This window comes from Cupriavidus sp. KB_39, from assembly GCF_052114485.1.
Taxonomy (GTDB): domain Bacteria; phylum Pseudomonadota; class Gammaproteobacteria; order Burkholderiales; family Burkholderiaceae; genus Cupriavidus.
In genome coordinates this window covers 12,085-35,931 of record NZ_JBFREV010000051.1, presented here as the reverse complement: position 1 = coordinate 35,931, position 23,847 = coordinate 12,085, and the positions used below count along the sequence as shown (strand labels likewise).

Annotated in this window: 20 protein-coding genes and 1 tRNA gene; 15 read left to right on the top strand and 6 right to left on the bottom strand. The window is 68.2% G+C overall.

From position 1 onward, the window contains the following. The 3 genes from AB4Z27_RS26250 to AB4Z27_RS26240 all read right to left on the bottom strand — a co-directional run. The coding region (locus AB4Z27_RS26250; protein ID WP_441645631.1) for a Bug family tripartite tricarboxylate transporter substrate binding protein at nt 1–866 on the bottom strand (866 nt) is incomplete at its 3' end. A gap of 43 nt (nt 867–909) precedes the next feature. Continuing rightward, entirely contained in the window at nt 910–1,158 is a 249-nt protein-coding gene (locus AB4Z27_RS26245) for a DUF1289 domain-containing protein (RefSeq protein ID WP_441645630.1), read from the bottom strand. Nucleotides 1,159–1,176: 18 nt separating this feature from the next. Beyond that, a complete protein-coding gene (locus tag AB4Z27_RS26240) occupies nt 1,177–2,232 on the bottom strand; it encodes a 3-keto-5-aminohexanoate cleavage protein (protein WP_092300846.1) in 1,056 nt (351 codons plus the stop codon). 160 nt (nt 2,233–2,392) lie between these two features. On the opposite strand from AB4Z27_RS26240, the gene AB4Z27_RS26235 reads away from it, so the two are divergent. Further along, nucleotides 2,393–3,415, top strand: a complete 1,023-nt coding sequence (locus AB4Z27_RS26235; protein ID WP_092300843.1) for an AraC family transcriptional regulator — start codon at nt 2,393–2,395, stop codon at nt 3,413–3,415. Nucleotides 3,416–3,443: 28 nt separating this feature from the next. Here the strand turns inward: AB4Z27_RS26235 and AB4Z27_RS26230 are convergent, their stop codons facing one another. After that, nucleotides 3,444–4,613, bottom strand: coding sequence for a porin (locus AB4Z27_RS26230; protein ID WP_092300840.1), 1,170 nt, complete (start codon nt 4,611–4,613; stop codon nt 3,444–3,446). Nucleotides 4,614–4,768: 155 nt separating this feature from the next. Then, the gene (locus tag AB4Z27_RS26225) at nt 4,769–6,370 is read right to left on the bottom strand and encodes a phospholipase D family protein (protein WP_441645629.1); all 1,602 of its coding nucleotides are present in this window, start codon (nt 6,368–6,370) and stop codon (nt 4,769–4,771) included. Between the two features lie 193 nt (nt 6,371–6,563). Here AB4Z27_RS26225 and AB4Z27_RS26220 point away from each other — a divergent pair, with 193 nt between their 5' ends. The 13 genes from AB4Z27_RS26220 to aspT all read left to right on the top strand — a co-directional run bounded on the left by AB4Z27_RS26220 (nt 6,564) and on the right by aspT (nt 22,619). Continuing rightward, entirely contained in the window at nt 6,564–8,060 is a 1,497-nt protein-coding gene (locus AB4Z27_RS26220) for a DUF3300 domain-containing protein (protein WP_441645628.1), read from the top strand. 66 nt (nt 8,061–8,126) lie between these two features. Then, the gene (locus tag AB4Z27_RS26215) at nt 8,127–9,008 is read left to right on the top strand and encodes a DUF2950 domain-containing protein (RefSeq protein WP_441592354.1); all 882 of its coding nucleotides are present in this window, start codon (nt 8,127–8,129) and stop codon (nt 9,006–9,008) included. A 242-nt stretch (nt 9,009–9,250) separates the two neighbouring features. Continuing rightward, entirely contained in the window at nt 9,251–9,823 is a 573-nt protein-coding gene (locus AB4Z27_RS26210) for a BPSL1445 family SYLF domain-containing lipoprotein (protein WP_092300828.1), read from the top strand. A 20-nt stretch (nt 9,824–9,843) separates the two neighbouring features. Beyond that, nucleotides 9,844–10,809, top strand: a complete 966-nt coding sequence (locus tag AB4Z27_RS26205; protein ID WP_441592356.1) for a sensor histidine kinase — start codon at nt 9,844–9,846, stop codon at nt 10,807–10,809. 4 nt (nt 10,810–10,813) lie between these two features. Continuing rightward, nucleotides 10,814–11,473: a response regulator transcription factor gene (locus AB4Z27_RS26200; RefSeq protein ID WP_092300823.1), complete on the top strand. Its 660-nt coding sequence runs from the start codon at nt 10,814–10,816 to the stop codon at nt 11,471–11,473. 170 nt (nt 11,474–11,643) lie between these two features. Next, nucleotides 11,644–12,015 (top strand): response regulator transcription factor, encoded by a 372-nt coding sequence (locus AB4Z27_RS26195; protein ID WP_092300820.1) that lies wholly within the window; start codon nt 11,644–11,646, stop codon nt 12,013–12,015. A gap of 109 nt (nt 12,016–12,124) precedes the next feature. Next, a complete protein-coding gene (locus AB4Z27_RS26190; protein ID WP_092300817.1) occupies nt 12,125–13,354 on the top strand; it encodes an efflux RND transporter periplasmic adaptor subunit in 1,230 nt (409 codons plus the stop codon). After that, on the top strand, nt 13,351–16,566 hold the full coding sequence (locus AB4Z27_RS26185) for an efflux RND transporter permease subunit (RefSeq protein WP_092300814.1): 3,216 nt from the start codon (nt 13,351–13,353) through the stop codon (nt 16,564–16,566). The genes AB4Z27_RS26190 and AB4Z27_RS26185 overlap by 4 nt, the downstream gene beginning before the upstream one ends. Then, nucleotides 16,563–18,062, top strand: a complete 1,500-nt coding sequence (locus AB4Z27_RS26180) for an efflux transporter outer membrane subunit (RefSeq protein WP_441645627.1) — start codon at nt 16,563–16,565, stop codon at nt 18,060–18,062. Before AB4Z27_RS26185 ends, AB4Z27_RS26180 begins: the two co-directional genes overlap by 4 nt. 1 nt (nt 18,063) lies before the next feature. Next, on the top strand, nt 18,064–18,645 hold the full coding sequence (locus AB4Z27_RS26175; RefSeq protein WP_092300808.1) for a DUF1344 domain-containing protein: 582 nt from the start codon (nt 18,064–18,066) through the stop codon (nt 18,643–18,645). Nucleotides 18,646–18,682: 37 nt separating this feature from the next. Beyond that, nucleotides 18,683–19,075, top strand: coding sequence for a hypothetical protein (locus AB4Z27_RS26170; RefSeq protein ID WP_441645626.1), 393 nt, complete (start codon nt 18,683–18,685; stop codon nt 19,073–19,075). Between the two features lie 154 nt (nt 19,076–19,229). Then, a complete protein-coding gene (locus tag AB4Z27_RS26165; protein WP_092300803.1) occupies nt 19,230–20,894 on the top strand; it encodes a bifunctional aspartate transaminase/aspartate 4-decarboxylase in 1,665 nt (554 codons plus the stop codon). A gap of 39 nt (nt 20,895–20,933) precedes the next feature. After that, nucleotides 20,934–22,619, top strand: coding sequence for an aspartate-alanine antiporter (gene aspT, locus AB4Z27_RS26160; RefSeq protein WP_092300800.1), 1,686 nt, complete (start codon nt 20,934–20,936; stop codon nt 22,617–22,619). A gap of 49 nt (nt 22,620–22,668) precedes the next feature. On the opposite strand, the gene AB4Z27_RS26155 is transcribed toward aspT, so the two are convergent. Continuing rightward, nucleotides 22,669–22,753 (bottom strand) — tRNA-Leu (locus AB4Z27_RS26155). 163 nt (nt 22,754–22,916) lie between these two features. Between AB4Z27_RS26155 and AB4Z27_RS26150 the strand changes: the two genes are divergently transcribed. Further along, nucleotides 22,917–23,834 (top strand): alpha/beta hydrolase, encoded by a 918-nt coding sequence (locus AB4Z27_RS26150; RefSeq protein ID WP_441592364.1) that lies wholly within the window; start codon nt 22,917–22,919, stop codon nt 23,832–23,834. Nucleotides 23,835–23,847: the final 13 nt, after the last annotated feature.

Genomic DNA, 23,847 nt, shown 5'->3' with positions numbered 1-23,847 from the left:
GCTTCCATGCGGGCGCGGACCTTGGGGGTCTGCGCGGCCTTGTCGACGGCGGTCTGGATCTTGCGCGCCAGGTCTTCCGGCATCTGGCCCGAGGCCACCACGCCGATCCAGTTGCTGAAGTCGACGTCCGGATAGCCGAGTTCGGCGAAGGTCGGCACGTCAGGCAGCAGTGGCGAGCGCGTCTTGGCGGCCAGCGCGTAGGGCTGGAGCTTGCCGGCCTTGATCAGCGGCAGCGAGGTGACCATGCCGTCGTACATCACGGCGATCTGGCCGCCCATGACTTGCGTCAGGGCCGGGCCGGAACCCGCGAACGGCACGTGCTGGAGGTCGATGCCGGTCTTCTGGTTGACGATCATCCCCGCGTAGTGAGAGGCCGTGCCGGCGCTGTACGAAGCAAAGCCGAGCTTGCCCGGATGCGCCTTGGCGTAGCTGACCAGGCTCTTGAAGTCCTTGGCCGGCAGTTGCGGCGCGCCGACCATCAGCAACCGCGAACGCGCGATGGCGGCCACGGGGCGGATGTCCTTGAGCGGATCGAAGTTGCTTTTCAGCACGTGCGGGATCTCGGTCAGCACGTTGCTGGCCGTGACCATGATGGTCTGGCCATCGGCCGGTGCGGCGATCAGCGTGTGGATGGCGATGCCGCCGCCCGCGCCGGGCTTGTTGTCGACCACGACCGGCTGGCCGAGATCGGCGGAAAGCTGCTCCGCCAGCAGGCGGGCGACCACGTCCATGGTGCCGCCAGCGGGGGCCGGCACGAGCATGCGTACCGGCTTGTTGGTCCACGCAAACGCGGCCGGCATGGCCAGCGCGAKCAGGACAGCCACGGCGGTGCGCCGCGGTATCAGGTGGGCAAGGCGTTGGGCCATGCTTGTCTCCGTTCGATGTATTGGAATAGTAGGGCAGGCACGCTCAGGCGGCGTGTCTTGTTCCCGTATTGCAGGGGTTGCAGGGGCTGCAGGTATTGCCGGAACTGCCGGAACTGCTGGAACTGCCGGGATTGCGGCGCTGGGCGATGGCCGCCAGCGTGGCGGCGCGCTCCAGCAGCGTCATGCGGGGCCAGCGGCCGATCTCCAGGGGGGTACGGCGACACCCCTGGCAGAACTGGCCGGACAGGTCCATGCGGCAGATRTTGATGCAGGGATCGGTCAGTGCGTCCATGTCGTGCGTCAGCCAGTATCAGGCGGGACGGCGCGGCAGGTTGCGCTCGCCGGCCCGGCGGTTCGGGGCCATGCCGTGCGCGCGCAGCGTCTCTTCGGCGCTGTCGTACCAGGTGCCGATGCGGTAGATCGCGCGGGCTTCCTTGCCGGTGGCGATCTCGCGGCCCAGTTCCTTGGCCACGCGCACGCACTGCTGGATCTGCTGCACCGAACTCATGCGATTGCCGTGCTGGTCGATGATGGTGTCCTCGATGCCGCAGCGCGGGTGCAGGCCCATCGCCATCGCCATCATGTTGAACGGCAGCACGTTCTTGAGCAGCGACTCGGCCGTCAGCGTGCAGCCATCCGGCGCGCGGTGGATGAAGTTGAAGAAGTTGAACGGGTTGGGGCCGTCGAAGCCGCCGCCGATGCCGATCCAGGTCAGGTTCAGCGGACCCAGGTAGACCCCGGCGCGCACCAGGCGCTCGAGCGTCTCCAGCGCRTGCATGCCRGTSAGCTGGAAGTGCGGCTGCACGCCGGCGCGTTGCAGGCGGCGCAGGTGCTCGGCCACCCAGGCCGGGCCGGCCGGCACGGTCATCTCGCTGTAGGCCGCCTGGTACGCCGGGTTCTCGAGCGAGGTGCCCGCGACGTACTCGGGGTACAGCAGCTCCATGATGTTCATCTGCGTGGTGTTGATGGCCACGGTCACCTGGTCGGGCTTCGGCGTGAGTTCGGCCAGCATGTGGCGCGTGTCGTCCGAGAGCCATTTGGCGGATTCGCCTTCGTCTTCCGGTGCGAACGAGATCGACCCGCCCACCTGGATGATCATGTCCGGCACGGCCTTGCGCACGCCGGCGATCAGCTCGTTGAACTTGGACAGACGCTTGGAGCCCTTGCCGTCGAGTTCGCGCACGTGCAGGTGCAGCACGGTGGCGCCGGCTTCGTAGCAATCCACGGCTTTCTGGATCTGGGCTTCCATGGTGACGGGGATGTCTTCCGGGAAGTCTTCGGGCATCCACTCGGGGCCGTACGGCGCCACGGTGATGACCACTTTGTCCATGGTCTCGGGGTGAAGGGAATCGTCAAGAAATTGCATGTTGTCTCCTCGCTGGGTGCGGTGGGAATGTGCGGACGGCACGCGGGGCGCCGGTGTCCGAAGTATCGGCCAGCGGGTATACGCGGTTTGACATGACGGGACATTGAATTAACCTGTGGGGACACCCCGGGAAAGCACGCATCCATCCTTCTATGTGCCTATGTCCTATACGTTGCGCGGCGCCAGCCTGACCCATTACGTGGATGTGGCGCGGGCCGTCGGGCTCGACCCCTACCAGCAGTTGCGCGCGGCGCGCATCGCCCGTTCCGCGTTGCTGGATCCCGACTTGCGCATCCGGGCCGAACTGGTCGGCGGGCTGCTCGATGCCTCGGCGCAAGCGGCCGGCGTGGACGACTTTGGCCTGCGCATGGCGGCGCTGCGCGAGTTCTCGAACCTGGGCCCGCTGGCCTTCGTGGTGCGCGAGGCACCCACGCTGCGCGAGGCGCTGGTGTCGATGGTTCGCTACATGGACCTGCAGAACGAGGCGCTGGGGATGTGGGTGGAAGAGGCGGGGCCGCTGGTAGTGATCCGGCTGCAGATTCTGAGCGAGCGGCCCGGCACGATGCGCCAGGCCTCCGATCTCGCAGTGGGGGTGATGTTCCGCATGCTGCGGCTGTTCCTGGGCACCGGGTGGCGGCCGCGCAGCATCAGTTTCACGCACGCGGCGCCGGCCAGCACGGCCACGTCGCTGCAGCTGTTCGGCATGCCGGCGGACTACGGGCAGGATTTCGATGGCATCGTCTGCCAGGCGGCGGACCTGGAGGCGCCGCTGCCATCCTACGACCCGGTGATGGCGCGGCAGGTGAAGCAGTACCTCGGCACGCTGCTGGCGCAGTCGTCCGCGACGATGCAGGACCAGGTGCGCAAGCTGATCTACGCGCTGCTGCCCACCGGCCTGTGCACGGTGGACCGCGTGGCCCAGCACCTCAGCGTGGATCGGCGCACCGTGCACCGGCGGCTGGCGCAGGAAAAGACGACGTATTCCGATGTGCTCGATGCGGCGCGCGCGGACCTCGTGCTGCGCTACATCGACAACGCCACGCGGCCACTCTCGGAAGTGGCCACGCTGCTTGGGTTTTCATCGCTCAGTGCTTTTTCGCGCTGGTTCTGCGGCCGCTTCGGCTGTAGCGTCACGGCCAGGCGCATGGGCAAGGCGGAGGCAAAAACGACCACCGCCGGCTGAGGGGCTGGCGGCGGTTTGAGCACGGGGCTCAGAAGCGGTGGCGGATGCCCACGGCGGCGCCGATCATCGACCGTTCGCCATTGCCCAGCGCGTAGCTGTTGCCGAGCGAGAGGCTGTTGGCGTAGACCGTGGCCAGCGATTCGAGCATCAGGCCGGCATTCTTGGCGTAGGCGGTGGTCAGGTACACGTCCGTGCGCTTGGAGAACGCGTAGTTGGCCACGAAGCCGATCTGCCACGGGTTGGCGAGCTGCGTCGCGCCGGCCAGGCTCTTGAGATCGTCGTAGTGATACTCGAGCGTCAGGCCGACGGCCGGCGTGAGTTGGTAGAGCGCGCCGATCCAGTACAGGTCGTCGCGCTGGATCACCGTGCCGCCCGCGTTCTTGTTCTGGCCCCAGCGGTAGCCGGCCATGATCTTGGCATCGCCAAAGCCGTAGCTGCCGCCGATGGCCGCCTTGCGCAGCGTGCCGCTGCTGGTGCCGATGGTCGGGTTCCACTGGTCATAGCCGACGGTGACCCCGAACGGGCCGGCCGCGTAGGCCACGGCCGCGCCGTAGGCGGTGTCGCGCCGGAACGAGCCCGGCACTTCGCCGTTGCCGCCGATCGGCGTGGCCACACCCACCGTGGCCGGCAGCGCCAGGCCGGTGCCGAAGGACCAGTGCGCCAGCGCCGTGACCGGGCCGAACTGGCCCGTGTACTTGATGGTGTTGTCTTCGCGGAAGTTGGCGCCCGACTGCAGCACCACCGGCTCGTACTGGGTGGCGTAGGCGGTGGGCGAGAAGTTGGCGAGCGCCTCGAACATCGACGTGTACTGGCGCCCGAAGGTGATCTGCCCGAGTCCCGTGCGCTGCAGGCCGACAAACGCCTGACGTCCGAACATCCGGCCCGACTGCTGCAGCGTGCCCGAGTCCAGGCTGAAGCCCGACTCCAGCACGAACATGGCCTTCGCGCCGCCACCGAGGTCCTCGGTGCCGCGAATACCCCAACGGGAGCCGGCGAGGCCGCCCGAGTTCATGCGTACCACGTCGTGACCCTGCCCGCGGTTGAACTGGTTCGTGGCGACCGGCACCGCGCCCACGTGATTCGCGTATTCGACGTTCACGTCGGCCACGCCATATAGCGTGACCGCCGATTGTGCTTGTACTGCACCCGTTCCCGCAGTGGTCATCAGCGCCGCTGCGGCAATATTCCTGGCCTTCATGTTGTCTCCGTGTCTCGGTTCGAGTTATGTGCAACCGGGTCGGAGTATTGGCGGAACGGGCGCTGCCGATTTGACTGTCGGGGACAATCCTTTTTCATTTCGGGACAGATCGGGAAAACGCGAACCTGCCCTGCAGGACGGGCGCGGCAGTCACTTCACAACTGCGATTCGATGGGAAACAGCCCCATGAACCACACGCCGACGCGCCGCAGCACGGAGGACTCGGGCTCCGTGGTCAGCGGGGCGGCGTCCGGGTTCGCCTCGTCGATCCAGATCAGTTGGCGGCCCCGTTCGGGGTCGTCCTCCTCCGCGAGCCGCCACGCAATGCGCCCCAGATTCGGCAGGATCGCGCCGGCCACCTGCGCGGCCAGCGCCGGGCTCACGCAGACCACGCCCAGCTCCGTGTTGAGCTGCACCGAGCGCGGGTCCAGGTTCATCGAGCCGATAAAGACGGCGCTGTCGTCKGCCACGAAGGTCTTGGCATGCAGCGACGCGCGCGAGCTGCCGAACGCCGACAGCTTGGTATTGCCCGATTTGGTCGATTTTCCCGATGTTCCCGCCGCGGCTTCGGGGTCGTGCATCGGCTTGACCTCGTACAGCACCACGCCCATGCGCAGCAGCGTCTCGCGGTAGCGCTTGTAGCCGGCGTGCACGGCGGCCACGTCGGTGGCGGCGAGCGAGTTGGTCAGCACCGTCACGGCCACGCCGCGCTCGCGCAGCCCGCGCAACCACGCCACGCCCGCCTCGGCCGGCACGAAGTAGGGCGAGACGATCAGCAGCGTGCGCTGCGGCTGCACGTCCAGCGCGCGSARYTGGGGCACCAGATGTCCSGCCGTGTCSTCGGCRGCGCGCGTGATCTTGCCGGGATCGTCGTAGAGCAGCGCGGCGCGGCCCCATGCGGCGACGGCGGGCGGCTCGGCGAGTACCTGCCGGAGCCGCTCGCGCGCGTGCACGGCGTAGGGGTGGTCCTGTTGGGCCGCCGCCAGCGCATCCAGCCGCTCGCGTAGCGCGGCCACGGCTTCCGGGTCGGCGCTGCGGCCGGTCAGCGTGCCCACCGGATAGGCCGCCTCGCTGTTCCAGTAGGCGTCGAACGCGCCGGAGACCTCGCGCACGATGGGGCCGTGCGTCAGCACGTCCAGATCGCCAAAGCTGACGGCGGGCGATGCGCCGAAGTACTCGTCGCCGATATTGCGCCCGCCGACGATGGCGGCCTGGTTATCGGCGATCAGCGCCTTGTTGTGCATGCGCCGGTTCACGCGCGAGAAGTCCAGCAGCGCGCCCGCACGCCGGAAGGCGCGGCTGGCCACCGGGTTGAAGATGCGCACCTCGATGGCTGGATGGGCGTCCACGGCCAGCAGCAGGTTGTCGTCGGCGCCCACGCCGATGTCGTCCAGCAGCACGCGCACGCGCACGCCCCGGTCCGCCGCGCGCAGCACGGCATGGGCCAGGGATCGGCCGGTGGCGTCGTCGTGCCAGATGTAGTACTGGAGGTCGAGCGAGCGCTCGGCCTTTTCCGTCAGCAGCACGCGGGCGATCAGCGCGTCGACGTTGTCCGCCAGCAGGTGGAAGGCGCTCTGGTCTGGCGGGTCAGGGCGACGCTGCGCGGCGAGGCGGCCGAGCGTGGTTTGCGCGGTGTCTGTCATCGCGTGGCTCGGTTCACCGTCCGCCGGGGGCAGGCTGGCGCAGCCGGACAGCAGCGCGGCTGCCACCATCGTGACCATCGCCACCCGGGCCAGCACGCGTGCGGCAGCGGTCATGCATGTCTCCCGGGGAAGGGCAGGCCGCCCGCGCTGGCCAAGTCCAAAGGCCAATACAAATTGGCGCCGACGGCGTCGAGAATGGGAATGCTTGCCCCGGGAAAAGCAAGCGTTACGGCTACGCAAGAGGTGCTACGAACATAGTCCGGCATCGCGGAGATTGCAAACCGCTTCCCGGAGAGAGGAGGCAGCCATGGCTCGTTGGCTCGAGCGACTGATGTCCTGCGCGCGCGTTCTGGTCGCCGTGGCGTGGCTTGCCATGTTCACCGCACCCGGTGTCCCGGCGGCGCAGACCCCTGCACCCGCCGCGCCGCCGGCATCCACCGCGCCTGCGGCGCCGACCTTCAAGCCCGAGGAACTCGAGTCCCTCGTGGCGCCGATCGCGCTCTATCCCGATTCCGTGCTCTCCCAGGTGCTCATGGCGTCCACGTATCCGCTCGAGATCGTGTATGCGGCGCGCTGGGTCAAGGCCAATCCCAATGTGAAGGGCGACGCYGCGGTCAAGGCCGTGGAGAACCAGCCCTGGGATGTCAGCGTGAAGTCTCTGGTGGCCTTCCCGCAGGTGCTGGAGCCGATGAGCGACAAGCTGGACTGGACGCAGAAGCTCGGCGACGCGTTCCTGGCCCAGGAGCGCGATGTGCTGGCGGCGGTGCAGCGCCTGCGCGCCCGCGCCCGGGACTCGGGCAACCTCAAGACCAACGAGCAGCAGAAGGTGTCGGTGGAGCCAGGGCCCGCGCCGGTGCAGGGCCAGCCGCCACCGGTCGCCGAGACCATCATCCGCGTCGAGCCGGCCAATCCCCAGGTGATCTATGTACCGGCCTACAACCCCACCGTGGTCTACGGCTCATGGGGCTATCCGAGCTATCCGCCGTACTACTGGCCCCCGTATCCGGCCTACTACCCGGGGGCGGCGCTGGCCACCGGCTTCGCCTGGGGCGTGGGGCTGGCAGCGGCGGGCGCGATCTTCGGCGGCTGCAACTGGGGCGGCGGCGATGTGAATATCGAYGTCAACCGGGCCACCAATATCGACCGCAATTTCGACCGCACCAAGGTGCAGGGCGGCGGCAAGTGGCAGCACGATTCCAGTCACCGGCAGGGCGTGTCGTACCGGGACAACGCTTCGCGCGAGAAGTACGGCAAGAACTCGGGCGGGGCGGACCGCCGCAGCGACTATCGCGGCAGGGAGGGTGGGCGCGAGGGTGGACGTGATGGTGGCCGTGAGGGCGGACGTGAGGGCGGACGTGAGGGTGGGCGCGATGGTGGCCGTGACGGCGGACGCGATGGCGTCGGCGGCGATCGGGCAACAGCTTCTGATCGGTCAGCAAACCGGGGCGACCGGCAAGGGGGCGACCGGGGCGACCGCGCGCAGGCCAGCAATCGGCAAGCCAGCGACCGCAGCCTCAGCACGGACCGTGGCCGGGGCGACATGGGCTCGGGCAGCGGGGCAGGCCGGGACAATGCCTTCCAGGGCGTAGGCGGCGGGCAAAGTGCGCAGCGCGACATGGACCGTGGCCGCGCCAGCTCGCAGCAATCGAACTTTGGCGGCGGGCACGCCAGCAGCCGTGGAACCGGCGGCGGTGGCGGTAGTCACGCGGGCAGCCGTGGCGGCGGGGGAGGCGGCGGCTTCGGCGGCGGCGGTGGCCGTGGCGGCGGTGGGGGTGGCCGTGGTGGTGGCGGCGGCAGGCGCTGAAAAGGGGAGACGATGACCGCGCGATCAACGCACCGCCTGGGGCGGCTTGCCGGAAGGGCCCGCTGGATGGCGGCCACGACAGCCATCGTGATGGCCTTGACATGGCCATGGCCGGGCCCGGCGTGGGCCGCCAGCCAGCGGCATTTCCCATCGCCCGAAGCCGCCATGCTGGCATTTGGCGACGCCGTGGCGACCAGCGACGACGCCGCGCTGGGCACCCTGCTCGGTAGCGACTACCGGCGCCTGATCCCGCCCGTTGGCGCGGACGCGCGCTACCGCTTCCTGAGTGCCTGGAGTGTGTCGCACAAGATACTTCCCGAGGGTGCCGACCGCGCCCTTGTGGCGGTGGGCGACGATGGCTGGACCTTGCCGGTGCCGCTGGTGAAGTCGGCGCAGGGGTGGTACTTCAACGTGCCCGAGGGCGTGGACGAGATGCGCGTGCGGCGTATCGGGCGCAATGAGCTGGCTGTCATCCAGACCATGCTGGCGGTCTGCGACGCCCAGCGCGAATACGCCAGCGTCGATCATGACGGCGACGGCGTGCTGGTCTATGCCGGCAAGCTGTCCAGCTCGCCCGGCAAGCGCGACGGCCTGTACTGGCCCACGGGCGGCGGCGAGCCGCCGAGCCCGCTCGGCCCCGCCTTCCTGGCTGTCGGCAAGGGCAATACCACGCAGGACGGCTACTACGGCTATCGCTATAAATTGTTGACGGCACAAGGACCGGCGGCGCCCGGCGGTGCCTACGACTACGTGGTCAACGGCCGGCTGTTCGGCGGCTTTGCCATCGTGGCGTGGCCCGTGCGATACGGCGATACCGGCGTCAAGAGCTTCATGGTCAACCACGAGGGCCAGGTGTACGAAGCCGACCTCGGTCCCAACAGCGCGGCGCGCGCGCAGGCCATGACCCGCTTCGATCCTGGCCCGGGATGGGCCAAGACGGCCCCCTGAGCCTCCGGCGCCGCCCCCGCAGGGCGGCGTCCGTGTGCAGGAAGAGATTGCAATTGCGCAGGCCGCCCACTAATGTGAAAGCCGACCATACATAGATCACGAATCTGGCGAATTCGCTTTGTCGTCTTTCTTGACGATTCCTGGCCTTATCCGGGGTGCAGCGCAACGTATATCCGGGCGCAGTACGCGCAGATCGCGCAGTCAGCAAAACATGGACGCACAAGCTCCAGGGGGTAACTGCCATGAATCGTCGTTCGTTCACGACCCTGCTCGGCGTGGCCGCACTGGCCAGTCTCAACGCCGCCTGTACCACCTCTTCCGGTTCCGCCTCGGATAACGCCAGCAAACGCAAGGAAATCGACGCGGGCGCGGACGGCGCGCTGAACCGGCTCTATAGCTCGGTCAACGGCTCGCAGGCCCTGGCCAGCAAGGCCACCGGGATTCTCGTCTTTCCCAAGATCATCGCCGCCGGGCTGGGTATCGGCGGCGAGTACGGGGAGGGCGTGCTCCGCACTGCCGGCCAGCCGGCGGGCTACTACCGCACCTCCACCGCGGCCTTCGGGCTGATTGCCGGCGCGCAGTCCAAGATGATGGTGATGATGTTCATGACGCCGGAAGCCTTGCAGAAGTTCCAGCAAAGCAAGGGCTGGACGGCCGGGGTGGACGGCTCCGTCGCGGTGGCGCAGGTCGGCGCCAACGGGCTGATCGACACCAACACGGCGCGCGCGCCGATCGTCGCCTTCGTGGTGACGAATGCCGGCCTGATGGCGAACCTCTCGCTGGAAGGCACCAAGATCAGCAAGCTCGACATCTAGTCGGGCCGCGGAGAGACCGCATGAGCCGATCCCCCCGGATTCCACATGGGACGACGTGGCTGTTGGCAGTGGCCAGCGTGGCCGCCGGCTGCGCAGTGGCGGACGCGCTGTGGCGCGCATTGCCGCACAAGCGCGCCCCGCCGCGCGCGCCGGCGCCGCGCACCGGGCGGCTGCGGCGGCGCGGCGAGAACGGCGCCGATGCCGACTATGCCTCGCTGATGCGYTCGTCCCGGCTCTCCAGCATGGGCGAGCTGGCCGGCTCGCTGGCCCATGAACTCGACCAGCCGCTGACCGCCATCGTCAGCAATGCCCAGGCCGCGCGCCAGTACCTGGAGTCCGATGTCATCGACATGGACGAGGTGCGCGAGATTCTCAAGGACGTGAACGACGAAGCGTGCCGAGCCAGCGCCACGGTGCGGCAGATCCGCGCGCTGATCAAGGGCGAGTCCCGCGTGCTGGGGCCGCTGGACATCGGCGCCGCCATCGACGAGGCCCTGGCGCTGGTGCGTGGCAACGCGCTCGGGCGCGGCATCGTGCTGACCCGGCAGGTGGCGTCGCCGCTGCCGCGCGTCAATGGCGATGCGGTGCAGATCCAGCAACTGCTGCTCAACGTGCTGCTCAACGCCTGCGATGCCGTGGACCGGGGCGTGCCCGGCAGTGGCACCCCGCGCGAGGTCACGGTGATGGCGCACGTGGCGGAGGGGATGGTGCAGATCGCGGTGCGCGACAGCGGCGCCGGCGTGGACCCCGGCGACCTCGAGCACATCTTCGAACCGTTCGTCACCTCGAAGCCGCAGGGCATGGGGCTCGGGCTGTCGATCAGCCGTGCCATCGCCGCGCGCCACGGCGGCACGCTGGACGCGTGGAACAACGCGGACCGTGGCATGACATTCCAGTTTTCGCTGCCCCAGGAAGGCATGCCCACACGACGCGGCGTCCGCATGCCGCGCGGGCTTGCCATGGCCGAATCGTCTTTCAAAGGATAGCGCCATGAGCGAACACGTTCCGACGGTGTATATCGTCGACGATGACCCCGGTGTCGTGCGCGCGCTGGTGCGGCTGGTCAAGGCGCACGGCTACCAGGCGGTGGGCTTCAACGATGCCTGGGCCTTCCTCGATGCGCGCGCGGCGGACCCCGGTCCGGCCTGCGTGATGCTGGACCTCCAGATGCCGGGCATGGACGGCATCACGCTCCAGCGCCGGCTCGACGGCGAGCTGCCGGTGATCTTCGTCACGGGCCATGCCGATGTCCCCTCCACGATCCTGGCCATGCTGGCCGGCGCCACGGACTTCCTGCTCAAGCCGGTGCAGGAAGACGCGCTGCTGGCGTCGCTCGAACGGGCCTGCCGCTGCGCCGTGGCGCGGCACATGGAACACGAGGAAATGGCCGACCTGCGCGAGCGGCTCGACCGCCTGACCCCGCGCGAGCGCGAGGTGATGGCATGGGTGGTCACCGGCCGCCTGAACAAGCAGGTGGCCAGCGAACTGGGCACGGTGGAGAAGACCATCAAGGCCCATCGCGCCAGCGTCATGCGCAAGCTGGAGGTCGGYTCGCTGGCCGARCTGGTGCGCATGGCCGACAAGCTCGGCCTGCCCGCCGTGGCCGCCGCACGGACACCCCACCGCGCGGGTGCGGGCGCCGGGGCCTGAGCGCTCCCCACGCAGACGGGTGAAGGGCCGGGGTGCACACCCCGGCATGGCGCGCCGCCTGGGCGGGACCATGGCCCAATATCGCGGGGGCGGGGCATCTCGTAGGCTACGAGCATCAGCGATGCTTGCGCGATTGCCGATCCTGCCGATGGTCAACCTGTGGTCAATCTATGGGGCCTACCGAGACCTTTGTCGTCATCGTCGATGACGACGACGCCGTAGCCCGCGCGATTGCGCGGCTGCTGCGCGCCGCCGGCGTCGTCGTGGATACCTACGCCAGCGGCCTGGCGCTGCTGGACCGCCTCCACGCCGACCCCGGCTACCGCCCCGACTGCGTGATCCTCGATGTCTGCATGTCCGATATTGACGGCCTGGAAGTGCARCAGCGGCTGATGCCCATCGGCCTGCCCGTGCTGTTCATCACCGCCTATGACGTGCCCGAGGCGCGCACCCGCGCGCTGGCCAACGGCGCGCTGGGCTATCTGCGCAAGCCGTTCAACGCGTCCCAGCTGCTCGCCCTGATCCCGCCCCCCCGGTCCTGACGCGGGGTGGCCCTTGGTCCAATTGCCATGGATTGCGGCGCGGCACAAGCTAGGTCGAGAAGCGCCCTTTGCATGGCGTGGGCGTGGCATGTGTGGATGGGAGACCGCAATGCGCAGCAGGATCGGCCGAGGGGGAGTGACGCTGCTGGCGGCGCTGGTGCTGGTGCTGGGCGCGGGCTGCGGGAAGGAGGAGCGCAAGGCCGCGGCGCCGCCGGTGACCGACGTCGGCGTTATCACCGTGTCGTTGCGTGACGTGCCGCTGAACTTCGAGTTCGTGGGCGAGACGCAGAGTTCCCAGCAGGTGGAGATCCGGGCCCGCGTGAACGGCTTCCTGGAGCAGCGCACCTACACGGAGGGCTCGCTGGTCAAGGCCGGCGACGTGCTGTTCCGYATGGACCAGAAGCCATTCCAGGCCGCGCTGTCCGCCGCCAACGCGGAGCTGGCGCAACAGCAGGCGCGGCTGACCACGGCGCGCGCCAACCTGAACCGCGTACGGCCGCTGGCCGCCAAGAACGCCTTGAGCCAGAAGGACCTCGACGACTCCACCGGCCAGGAACAGGCCGCGGCGGCGGCTGTCGAGCAGGCCAAGGCCAACGTCGTCAACGCGAAGCTGAACCTCGGCTATACCACCATCACCTCGCCCGTGAACGGGCTGTCCAGCTTCGCCAAGAAGCAGGTGGGCTCCTATATCGACCCCACCAACAGCCTGCTGACCTACGTGGCCAAACTGGACCCGATGTGGGTCAACTTCAGCCTCTCCGAGAACGAAGTGCTGCAAACACGCTCCCAGACGGCATCGGGCGCGCTGCGCATGCCTGAGCGCGGCGCGCTGGAGGTGGAAGTGATCATGGCCGACGGCAGCGTCTATCCGAGCCGGGGCCGCATCGCCTTCCAGGACGCCTCCTTCAGTGCCGAGACCGGCACCTACCTCGTGCGGGCCGAGGTGGCCAACCGCGATGGCCAGCTACGGCCGGGCCAGTTCGTGCGGGTGCGGGTGATCGGCGCCCAGCGCACGCGCGCCATCACCGTGCCGCAGGAGGCGGTGATCCAGGGCCAGCGCGGCGAATCGGTCTGGACCGTGGACAAGGACAACAAGGCGCAGTCGCGCGCCATCGAGGTGGCCGAATGGACCGAGGGCAACTGGGTGGTGCGCTCCGGCCTGCGCGAAGGCGACGTGGTGATCGTGGACGGCACGGTGCGGCTCGCGCCCGGCGCGCCGGTGCGGCCCACACCGGTAGGGGCGAAGCCGGCCTCCGCGCCGGCAGCCCAGGGCGCACAGAAATCGGCTGACCAGAAATCGGCGGCCCAGCCCGCGCCCGGTGAGAAGGCCGCGCCATGACGCTGTCGCACTTCTTCATCGACCGGCCGATCTTTGCATCGGTGCTGTCCATCATCATCGTGGTGGGCGGGCTGGTGGCGATGTTCAACCTGCCGGTGGCGCAGTTCCCGGACATCACGCCGCCGAGCATCACTGTGACCACCACATACCCCGGGGCGAGTTCCGAGGTGGTGGCGCAGAACGTGGCCGCGCCGATCGAGCAGCAGGTGAACGGCGCGGACAACATGCTCTATATGTCGTCCACCAGCTCSTCCACCGGCAACATGACGCTGACGGTGTACTTCGAGATCGGCACCGACCCGTCGCTGGCCCAGGTGGACGTGCAGAACCGCGTGAACCTGGCGCTGCCYACGCTGCCGGATGCGGTGACCAAGCAGGGGGTCTCGGTCCAGAAGCGGTCGTCGGCGTTCATGATGGTGATCGCRGTCTACTCGCCGGACAACAGCTATCCGCAGACCTTCGTCGACAACTACACCAACATCTACATCCTTGACGCGCTGAAGCGGATTCCCGGCGCCAATCAGGCCGCGATCTTCGGCACGCCGGACTACGCGATGCGCGTCTGGCTGCGGCCGGACCGCATGGCGCGGCTCGGCATCACCGTGGAGGACGTGAAGAACGCGGTGGCGGCGCAGAACGAGCAGTTCTCGGCCGGGCGCATCGGCTCCTCGCCGACCGACGGGCCAGTCAAGCAGACTTTCCCGGTGGCCACCAAGGGCCGCATGACCGAGCCGGCCGAGTTCGACAACATCATCCTCCGTGCTGCCTCGGGCGATGCGGCCATCGTGCGGCTGAAGGACATCGGCCGGGCCGAGCTGGGYTCGAAGGACTACTCGCTGCGCAGCCGCTTCAAGGGCAAGACCGCCACGCTGATGGCCGTCTACCAGCAGCCGGGCGCCAACGCGCTGGACGTGGCCAAGCAGGTGCGCACCACGCTGGAGACCATGAAGAAGTCGTTCCCGCCCGGGCTGGAGTACGAGGTGGCGCTGGACACCACGGAGTTCGTGCAGGAGTCGATCAACGAGGTGGTGCATACGCTGCGCGACGCCGTGATCCTGGTGATTTTGGTGGTCTACCTGTTCCTGCAGAGTTTCCGCGCCACGCTGGTGCCGATCCTGGCCGTGCCGGTGTCGATCATCGGCACCTTCATGGCGATGTCGGCGTTCGGCTTTTCGGTGAACATGCTGACGTTGTTCGGGATGGTGCTGGCCATCGGCATCGTGGTGGATGACGCCATCGTGGTGATCGAGAACGTCGAGCGGAATATGGTCGAGTTCAACATGCCGCCCAAGATCGCCGCCAAGCACGCCATGGACGAGGTGGGCGGGCCGGTGGTGGCCATCGTGCTGGTGCTGCTGGCCGTGTTCATCCCGGTGGCCTTCCTCTCCGGCATCACCGGGCAGCTGTACAAGCAGTTCGCCATCACGCTGGCGGTGTCGGTGTTCCTGTCTGGCATTGTGGCGCTGACGCTGTCGCCCGCGCTGGCGGCCATCCTCCTCAAGCCCGGCACGCACAAGAAGAACCGATTCTTCCAGTGGTTCAACCGCAGCTTCGACCGCATGGTGGAAGGCTACGGCAGCAGCATCCAGCTGGTGATCCGCCGCGTGTTCATCTCCGTGGCGCTGGTGCTGGCGCTGATCGTGGCGAGCGTGCTGCTGTTCATGCGCATTCCGTCGTCGTTCCTGCCCGTGGAGGACCAGGGCTACCTGTTCGGCGCGGTGGTGCTGCCGGACGCGGCGAGCCTGGACCGTACCGGCGACTTGTCCAAGCGCGCCGAGCAATGGTTCGCGGCGCAGCCGGGCGTGAAGTCGGTGGCCACGCCGGACGGCTACAGCCTGATCGACTCSCAGAACAAGTCCAACGCCGGCACGCTGTTCATCACGCTGAAGAGCTTCCACGATCGCGGCAAGGGCGAGAGCGCCGAGGACCTCATCACCAAGGCCAACCGCGAGTTCTCCACCTGGCGCGAGGGGCTGGTGATCCCGGTCAATCCGCCGTCCATCCCGGGACTTGGCACCACGGGCGGTTTCGAGTTCTGGCTGCAAAGCACCGGCGACGGCACCTACCARCAGCTGGAGGCGCGCGCGCGGGCCTTCATCGCCAAGGCGCGCCAGCGGCCCGAGCTGCGCAGCGTGAGCACGACGATCAACACGCGCTCGCGCCAGTTGCTGGTGGACCTGGACCGCGAGCGCGCCGAGACCCAGGGCGTGCCGGTCGATCAGGTCTACTCGGCCCTGCAGACCATGTTCGGCTCGCTCTACGTGAGCCAGTTCCCGAAGAACAGCCGGCTGTTCCAGGTCATCCTGCAGGCCGAGCCGCAGTTCCGTTCGCGCCCGGAAGACCTCGACAAGGTCTATGTGCGCAACACCCATGGCGACATGGTGCCGATCAAGGCCGTGACCACCTCGCGCTACGTGGCCGGCGCGGACCTCGTCACGCGCTTCAACAACTTCCCGGCCGCCAAGATCACCGGGGACGCCGCGCCSGGCTACAGCTCCGGGCAGGCGCTGACCGCCATGGAGGAAGTGGCCGCCGAGGTGCTGGGCGAGGGCTACAGCTTTGCGTGGAGCGGGCAGGCGTATGAGGAGAAGAAGGCCGGCTCGACCGCCGCCATGGTGTTCGCCTTCGCGCTGCTGATGGTGTTCCTGATCCTGGCCGCCCAGTACGAGAAATGGTCGCTGCCGATCGGCGTGCTGCTGGCGGTGCCGTTCGCGCTGTTCGGCGCGCTGGTCGCCATCCTGATACGCGGCATGCAGAACGACGTGTACTTCCAGATCGGCCTGACGGTGCTGATCGCGYTGGCGGCCAAGAACGCCATCCTGATCTTCGAGTTCGCGGTGGAGATGCGCATCAAGGAGGGGCTGAACGCCTACGACGCGGCGGTCAAGGCGTCCAAGCTGCGGCTGCGGCCGATCATCATGACCTCGCTGGCCTTCATCCTGGGCTGCATTCCGTTGGCCATCGCCAGCGGAGCTTCCGCGGCGAGCCGGCAGTCGCTCGGCACGGGGGTGATCGGCGGCATGCTCGGCGCCACGGTGATCGCGGTGTTCTTCATCCCGATGTTCTTCTGGGCGCTGGAGCGCCGCACCGCCGGCAAGGTGCCGGACCAGCCGACGCCGGGCCATCCGCCTTCGGGTCATCCGCCCGAGCCGGGGCTGGAGCCGCCCGCCGATGCGCCGGCCGCGCCGGTGCGCCGGGGAGACCCGCCATGAGCCACGTGCACTGGCAGGCGCTGGTTGGTGCCGGCGCCCTGATGGCAGGCGGCTGCGCGGTGGGGCCGGACTACGAACGGCCCGCCGTGGACGTGCCCGAGACCTATCGCTTCGCGGAGACCCCGCCGGCYACGGCCACGCCTACGGCCGCCACGCCCACCACGCCCGCCACGCCCGCCACGCCCGCCATCGATCCGCAATGGTGGGGCCAGTTCGGCGACCCGGTGCTCGACGCGATGATCGCCCAGGCGCTGGAGCGCAATCGCGACATCCTGATYGCCGCCGCCCGTGTGGACGAGTACTACGGGCGCGTGATGTCCACGCGCGGCCTGATGTTCCCGCAGGTCGGCGTGGAGACGTTGGCAAGCCGTCAGCGCCTGAGCAACAGCAGCGGCACGCTGTCGCCGGTGGGCAATCCGTTCAACCAGGTGCAGGCCGATGTGTTCGCCTCGTGGGAGATCGACCTGTTCGGCCGGCTGCGGCGCCTGACCGAGTCGGCCCGCGCGCAATGGGCAGCCTCCGACGAGGCGCGCCGGGCCGTGGAGATCAGCGTGGTGGCGGCCGTGGCCTCGGGCTACGTCACGCTGCGCGATCTGGATAACCGCCGGCTGGTGGCCGGCGACACGCTCGACAGCCGCGCCGGGGCGTTGGAGCTGTTCCGGCAGCGCTTCGAGGGCGGGGTGGTGTCCGAGGTGGAACTGGCGCAGGCGCAGTCCGAGTATGCGTCGGCGCTGACCTCGGTGGCGCTCTACGACCAGCTGGTGGCGCAGCAGGAGAACCTGCTGTCGGTGCTGATCGGCGAGAACCCGCGCGCCATGCCGCGCGGCCTGCCGATTGGCGAACTGCGCCCGCCGACGATTCCATCCGGCCTGCCGTCCGACCTGCTGGAGCAGCGCCCGGACCTGTTGCAGGCCGAGCAGCAACTGGTGGCCGCCAACGCCGAGATCGGCGCGGCACGGGCCGAGTACTTCCCGACCATCACGCTGACCGGGCTGTTCGGCGCGGCCAGCACGGCGCTTTCCGGGCTCTGGGTGGGCGCGGCGCAGACGTGGTCGTATGGCGCGTCGGTGGCGATGCCGATCTTCAGCGCGGGGCGGATTGCGGGCGATGTCCGGCAGGCCGAGGCACGCCAGCGGCAGGCGCTGCAGGGCTACCAACAGGCCATCCAGACCGCGTTCCGCGAAGTGGCGGACGCACTGGTGGGCGTGCAGCGCACGCGCGATCAGCTCACGGCCAAGACCGCGCAGGTCGATGCGCTGGCGCGCTATGCCGCGCTCGCGCGCGACCGCTACGAGGGCGGCTACACCAGCTACCTGGAGGTGCTCGACTCGGAGCGCGCGCTGTTCTCGGCCCAGATCGACCAGTCGAGCCTGCGCGGTACCGAGTTCGGGCAGATCGTGCAGCTTTACAAGGCGCTCGGTGCTGGCTGGCCGCTGCGCGCAGCCGGCATCCCGCAAGCGGAGCGCCGGGATCAGGCATCCACAACGGAGAGATGACATGAAAAAACGAGTGCTGGTGATGGTGGCGATGATTGCCATGGCAGGCGCGGCGCAGGCCCAGCCGGATACCAAGGTGGATGTCACGCGTGGACAGGGGACGGCCACGATGACGGGCACCGCCAAGGTGAACGCGACGATCACGAAAATCGACGCGCCCACGCGCACGGTGACCCTGAAGACGCAGACGGGCAAGGTCGTCGACCTGGCCGTGGGCCCCGAGGCGCGCAACTTCGACCAGCTCAAGGTCGGCGACAAGGTGGCGGTGGAATACCGCGAGGCGCTGACGCTGAAGCTGGAGAAGGGGAGTGGGCCGCTGTCGATGGAAACCAAGCCCATCGAGGAGCGCTCGGCGCCGGGTGCCAAGCCGGGCGGCGTGATTGGGCAGGAGGTGACCGTGGTGGCCGATGTGGTGGCGGTCAGCCCGTCCAAGCACACCGTGACGGTGAAGGGGCCCAAGGGCAATGTCATGGACCTGATGGTGGAAGACCCCGCCCAGTTGGCCGAGGTGAAGAAGGGCGACCGCATCAAGGCCGTCTACACGCAGGCCGTGGCCGTGAACGTGCAGGCGGCGACGAAGTAGCCCTGTCGCACCTATCGCACCTATCGCACCTACTGCCATGTCGCGCCGCCTTGTTGTCAACCTCCGCGTCTGCGCCGGCCTCGCCCTCTGTGCGATGGCCTGGCCGGCCCAGGCGTACTTCGACCATTTCCTGAACAACACCATCGTCGGCCGCCTGAGCCGTCCGCAGACGGAGACGCTGGTCGAGATCTATCGCAAGGCGCTGTCCGAGAACGACGACGGCAGCAGCACGCCGTTCCAGCTGGCGGCGGACAAGGACGCGAAGGCGGCCGAAGGCACCATGACGCCGATCCAGACCACYCAAAAGGGGGATCAGCGCTGCCGTCAGGTGAAGTCGGAGTTCCGGCAGGCCGGCAAGTCCGAGAAATGGACGGGCTGGTACTGCCGCAAGGGCGACGGCGACTGGCGGCGCACGCAGATGAAGCAGTAGCCGGGCCGTCCCTCACTTGGGTGATGCGCGCTCCGCATGGTGGACCATGGTCCAATACCGGCGCGTGCCCCGGTTGAATATCTTGTTCAGGAAGCAGTGTCCGCGCTCGGCGCGGACGCTTTGACCATCGTTACCCCCTTGCGAGGCATGCACCATGAGCCGACACGATACGTCGAAGCTGGCGAGCCTTTCGCCCTTCGAACTCAAGGATGAACTGATCAAGCTGGCCGGGAGCGTGTCCAACCGGCTGATGCTCAACGCGGGGCGGGGCAACCCCAATTTCCTGGCCACCGTGCCGCGCCATGGCTTCCTGCAGCTTGGGCACTTCGCCATGATCGAGTCGGAGCGGGCGTTCTCCTACCTGCCCGTGGGCGTGGGCGGATTCCCGCGCCGGGCCGGCATCGAGGAACGCTTCGACCAGTTCTCGCGCCAGCACCATGACGTGCCCGGCGTGGCCTTCCTGACCGGCGCGGTCTCGTACGTGCGCGACCAGCTCGGGCTGGACGGCGGCGACTTTCTCTACGAGATGTGCGAGGGCTTCATGGCCTGCAACTACCCGGTGCCGGACCGGATGCTGCGGCTCAGCGAAAAGATCGTCAAGCAGTACATCCGCCGGGAGATGATCGGCGCGCATCCGTTCGAGGGCGACTTCGACCTCTACGCCGTGGAAGGCGGCACGGCGGCCATGACCTACCTGTTCAACTCGATGCGCGTGAACGGGCTGCTGCGCGCGGGCGACACCATCGCGCTGGGCATGCCGATCTTCACGCCGTACATCGAGATTCCCGAGCTGAAGGAATACAACCTCCACGAGGTGAATATCAACGCCGATCCGGCGGCCGGCTGGCAATACCCGAACGAGGAACTGGACAAGCTGCGCGACCCCAAGGTCAAGGCGTTCTTCCTGGTCAACCCGAGCAACCCGCCCTCGGTGCGGGTGAGCGATGCCAGCCTGGAATACCTGGCGGACATCGTCAAGGAGCGCCCGGACCTGATCATCCTGACCGACGACGTGTACGGCACCTTCGCCGACAACTTCGTCTCGCTGTTCGCCATGTGCCCGCGCAACACCATCCTGGTGTACTCGTACTCGAAGTACTTCGGCGCCACGGGCTGGCGGCTGGGGGTCATCGCCACGCATAAATCGAACTTGTTCGATGCGCAGATCGCCGCGCTGCCCGATGCCGACAAGAAGGCGCTGAACGAGCGTTATTCGTCCATCACCACCGAGCCGGCCAAGCTGCCGTTCATCGACCGCATCGTGGCGGACAGCCGCACCGTGGCCCTGAACCATACGGCGGGGCTTTCCACGCCGCAGCAGGTGCAGATGGTGCTGTTCTCGCTGTTCTCGCTCATGGACACCGCGGACACCTACAAGGACACCGTGAAGCGCCTGATCCGCAGCCGCAAGGCCGCGCTGTACCGCGGCATGGGAGCGAAGGCCGAGGCCGTGGACGAGAACGTGGTGGATTACTACACGCTGCTCGACGTGGAGCGCGAGAGCCGCGAGGTGGGGCCGGAGTTCGTGAAGTGGCTGCTGGACTCGATCAAGCCGCACGAGCTGCTGTTCCGGCTGGCCGAGGAGGCCGGCGTGGTSCTGCTGCCCGGTGGTGGATTTGGGACCCAGCATCCGTCCGGACGGGTCTCGCTGGCCAACCTCAACGAAGAGGACTACGTGAAGATCGGCCGCTCGGTGCGCAAGCTGCGCGACGAGTACCTGGAGAAATACCGGGCGCAGGGCGGCAAGGTGGGCAAGGCGGATAAATCGGACAAGTCCGAAAAATCTGACAAGTCGGGCAAGGGCAAGTCAGGCAAGTAGCCGCCCGCACCCAGAAGAACAACCCGAAGGAGGTGCTTCATGAACTGGTTCGTGACGACCCTGAAAGCCTACCCGGAGATCTCGATCTTCCTGGCGCTGGGCATCGGGTACTGGGTGGGCGGCAAGAGCTTCAAGGGCTTCAGTCTCGGGGCGGTGACGTCGACGCTGCTGGTGGCGATCGTGATCGGCATCCTCGGCGTCAAGATCTCGGCCAACGTGAAGTCGGTCTTCTTCCTGATGTTCCTGTTCGCGGTGGGGTACGGCGTGGGGCCGCAGTTCGTGCGGGGCATCGCCAAGGACGGCGTGCCCCAGGCGATTTTCGCGGTGATCCTGGCGGTGCTGTCGCTGGTGGTGTCGGTGGGGGCGGCGATGATCGCCGGCTATGACCTCGGCTCGTCGGCGGGGCTGTTCGCCGGCTCGCAGACCATTTCGGCGTCGATGGGGCTGGCGACGGACGCCATCAACCGGCTGGGCCGCTCGCCCGAGGAAACCAAGGAGTTGCTGGACGCCATGCCGATTGCCTACGCGGTGACGTATATCTTCGGCACGGTCGGCTCGGCCATCATCCTGGCGCAGATCGGGCCGAAGCTGCTGGGCATCGACCTCGTGAACGCCTGCAAGGAGTACGAGCACCTGCTGGGCGCCAGTGACGATGCCGCCGGCACGCAGTGGCACAACTTCGAGCTGCGCGCCTACAAGCTGGCKCCCGACGCGCCCTACATCGGCAAGACCGTGGGCGATGTGGAGTCCCACACGCAGGCGGGCTTCCGGGCGTTCATCGAGCGCATCCGGCGCGACGGCAAGATCATCGAGACGGACCCGTCCACGGTGCTGCAGGCCGGCGACGTGGTGGCGATTGGCGGCAAGCGTAACCAGCTGATCGAATTCCTTGGCCCGCGCGGCGCGGAGGTGGAAGACCGCGAGCTGCTGGACACACCCACCGAGGGCGTGGACATCTACATCACCAACAAGGCCGTGGATGACAAGACGCTCGAGGAACTGGCGCACGAGCCCGGCGCGCGCGGCGTGTTCCTGAGGAAGATCAAGCGCGGCCCGACCGAGACCGTGATCCCGGTGCTGCCGAAGACCAAGCTGTATCGCGGCGATGTGGTCACGCTGGTGGGCCGCACGCGCGACATCAACGCCACGGCCAAGACCCTCGGCTACGTGGACCGGCCGACCACGGTGACCGACGTGGCCTTCATGTCGCTGGCGATCACGGTGGGCACGCTGATCGGGGCCATCGTGCTGAACGTGGGGGGCATTCCGCTGACGCTGTCCACCGCCGGCGGCGCGCTGATCGCGGGGATCATCTTCGGCTGGTATCGCGCCATCCACCCGACCTTCGGCCGCATTCCGGAACCGACAGTCTGGTTCATGAACTCGGTGGGCTTGAACGTGTTCATCGCCGTGGTGGGCATCTCCGCCGGCCCGGGCTTCGTCGCCGGGCTCCAGAAACTCGGCATCAGCCTGTTCCTGTGGGGCATCTTCGCCACCGCCGTGCCGCTGTTCATCGGCATGTTCATCGCCAAGTACGTGTTCCACTTCCACCCGGCGCTGCTGCTCGGCGTCTGCGCCGGGGCGCGCACCACCACGGCGGCACTCGGCATGCTCTGCGAAGCGGCCAAGAGCCAGGTGCCGGGGCTGGGCTATACGGTGACCTACGCGGTCGGCAACACGCTGCTGACGATCTGGGGGATGGTGGTGATCATGATTTTGGCGTGAGGGGGCCAAAAAAGGGGAGTGGTGCGGGATGCACTCGCGGTGCGGGGGATGGTGCCCGGGGTCGGACTCGAACCGACACGCCTTGCGGCGGGGGATTTTGAGTCCCCTGCGTCTACCTGTTTCACCACCCGGGCATTGGGCGGCGATACCCGGACGGGCATCGCGCGGCGATGAACCGCGGATTATGCCGGAAATCGCCCCGCCGAACAACCGCCCCGGGCTTGCGGTAGCATAGCGCGCAGCGCCGCCCGCTTCGCCCCCGTCCTCGTCGCGGCGTCCCCATCGGAGCACCGTGACATGTCAGACCAGCCGTCCCTGGCCAGCCTTGCCGAGTTGCCATCCCAGGACCCCGCGTTCTACGCGCACGCCTATAACAACCGCGCCCGGGTGCCGGACAACGCCACGCACATGGCCCGCTGGGCTGCCGATTCGGCGCTGGTGCGGGCTGCCGCGGCGTCGTACCTCGAGAACCTGCCCTATGGCGACCCGGCGTCGCCCCATGCCGACGACGAGCGCCTCGACTATTTCCCCGCCACGGGCGTGCCCGCCGGCACCCGTCCGCCGCTGCTGGTGTTCGTCCACGGCGGCTACTTCCGGGCGCTCGACAAGCGCGACCACAGCTTCGTGGCCAGCCTGCTGCCCCGGCGCGGCGTGTCGGTGGCGATCATCAACTATTCGCTGTGCCCGGCGGTCACGGTGGAAACCATCGTCCGGCAGGTGGTGCAGAGCGTGGCGTGGCTGTACCGGCAGGGCGATGCGCTCGGCCATGATCGCGACCGCATCTTCGCGGCCGGGCATTCGGTGGGCGGGCATCTGGTGACCATGCTGATGGCGGCGCTGTGGCCGCAGGTGGGCGCAGACCTGCCGGTGGGCCTGATCCGGGGCGGTCTGTCGATCAGCGGCCTGTACGACCTCGAACCGCTGCGCCGCGCCGACTTCCTTCAGGTGGACCTGCGTCTGACCGAGTCAGATGTCGTGCGCCTTTCGCCGGCCTTCCTGCCGCCCGCCACGCGCGCGCCGTTGCTGACGGCGGTGGGCGAGATCGAATCGAGCGAATATCACCGCCAGAACGCGCTGATCCGCGCCGCCTGGCCGGACAACGCGCGCGAGGACATCCCGCTGCCGGGCCGCCATCATTTCAACGCGATGGACGACCTGGCGCGCGACGGCAGCCCGATGCTGCGCGCGCTGCTGGCGATGATCGGCGGGATGTAGGGGAGGGCAGGCT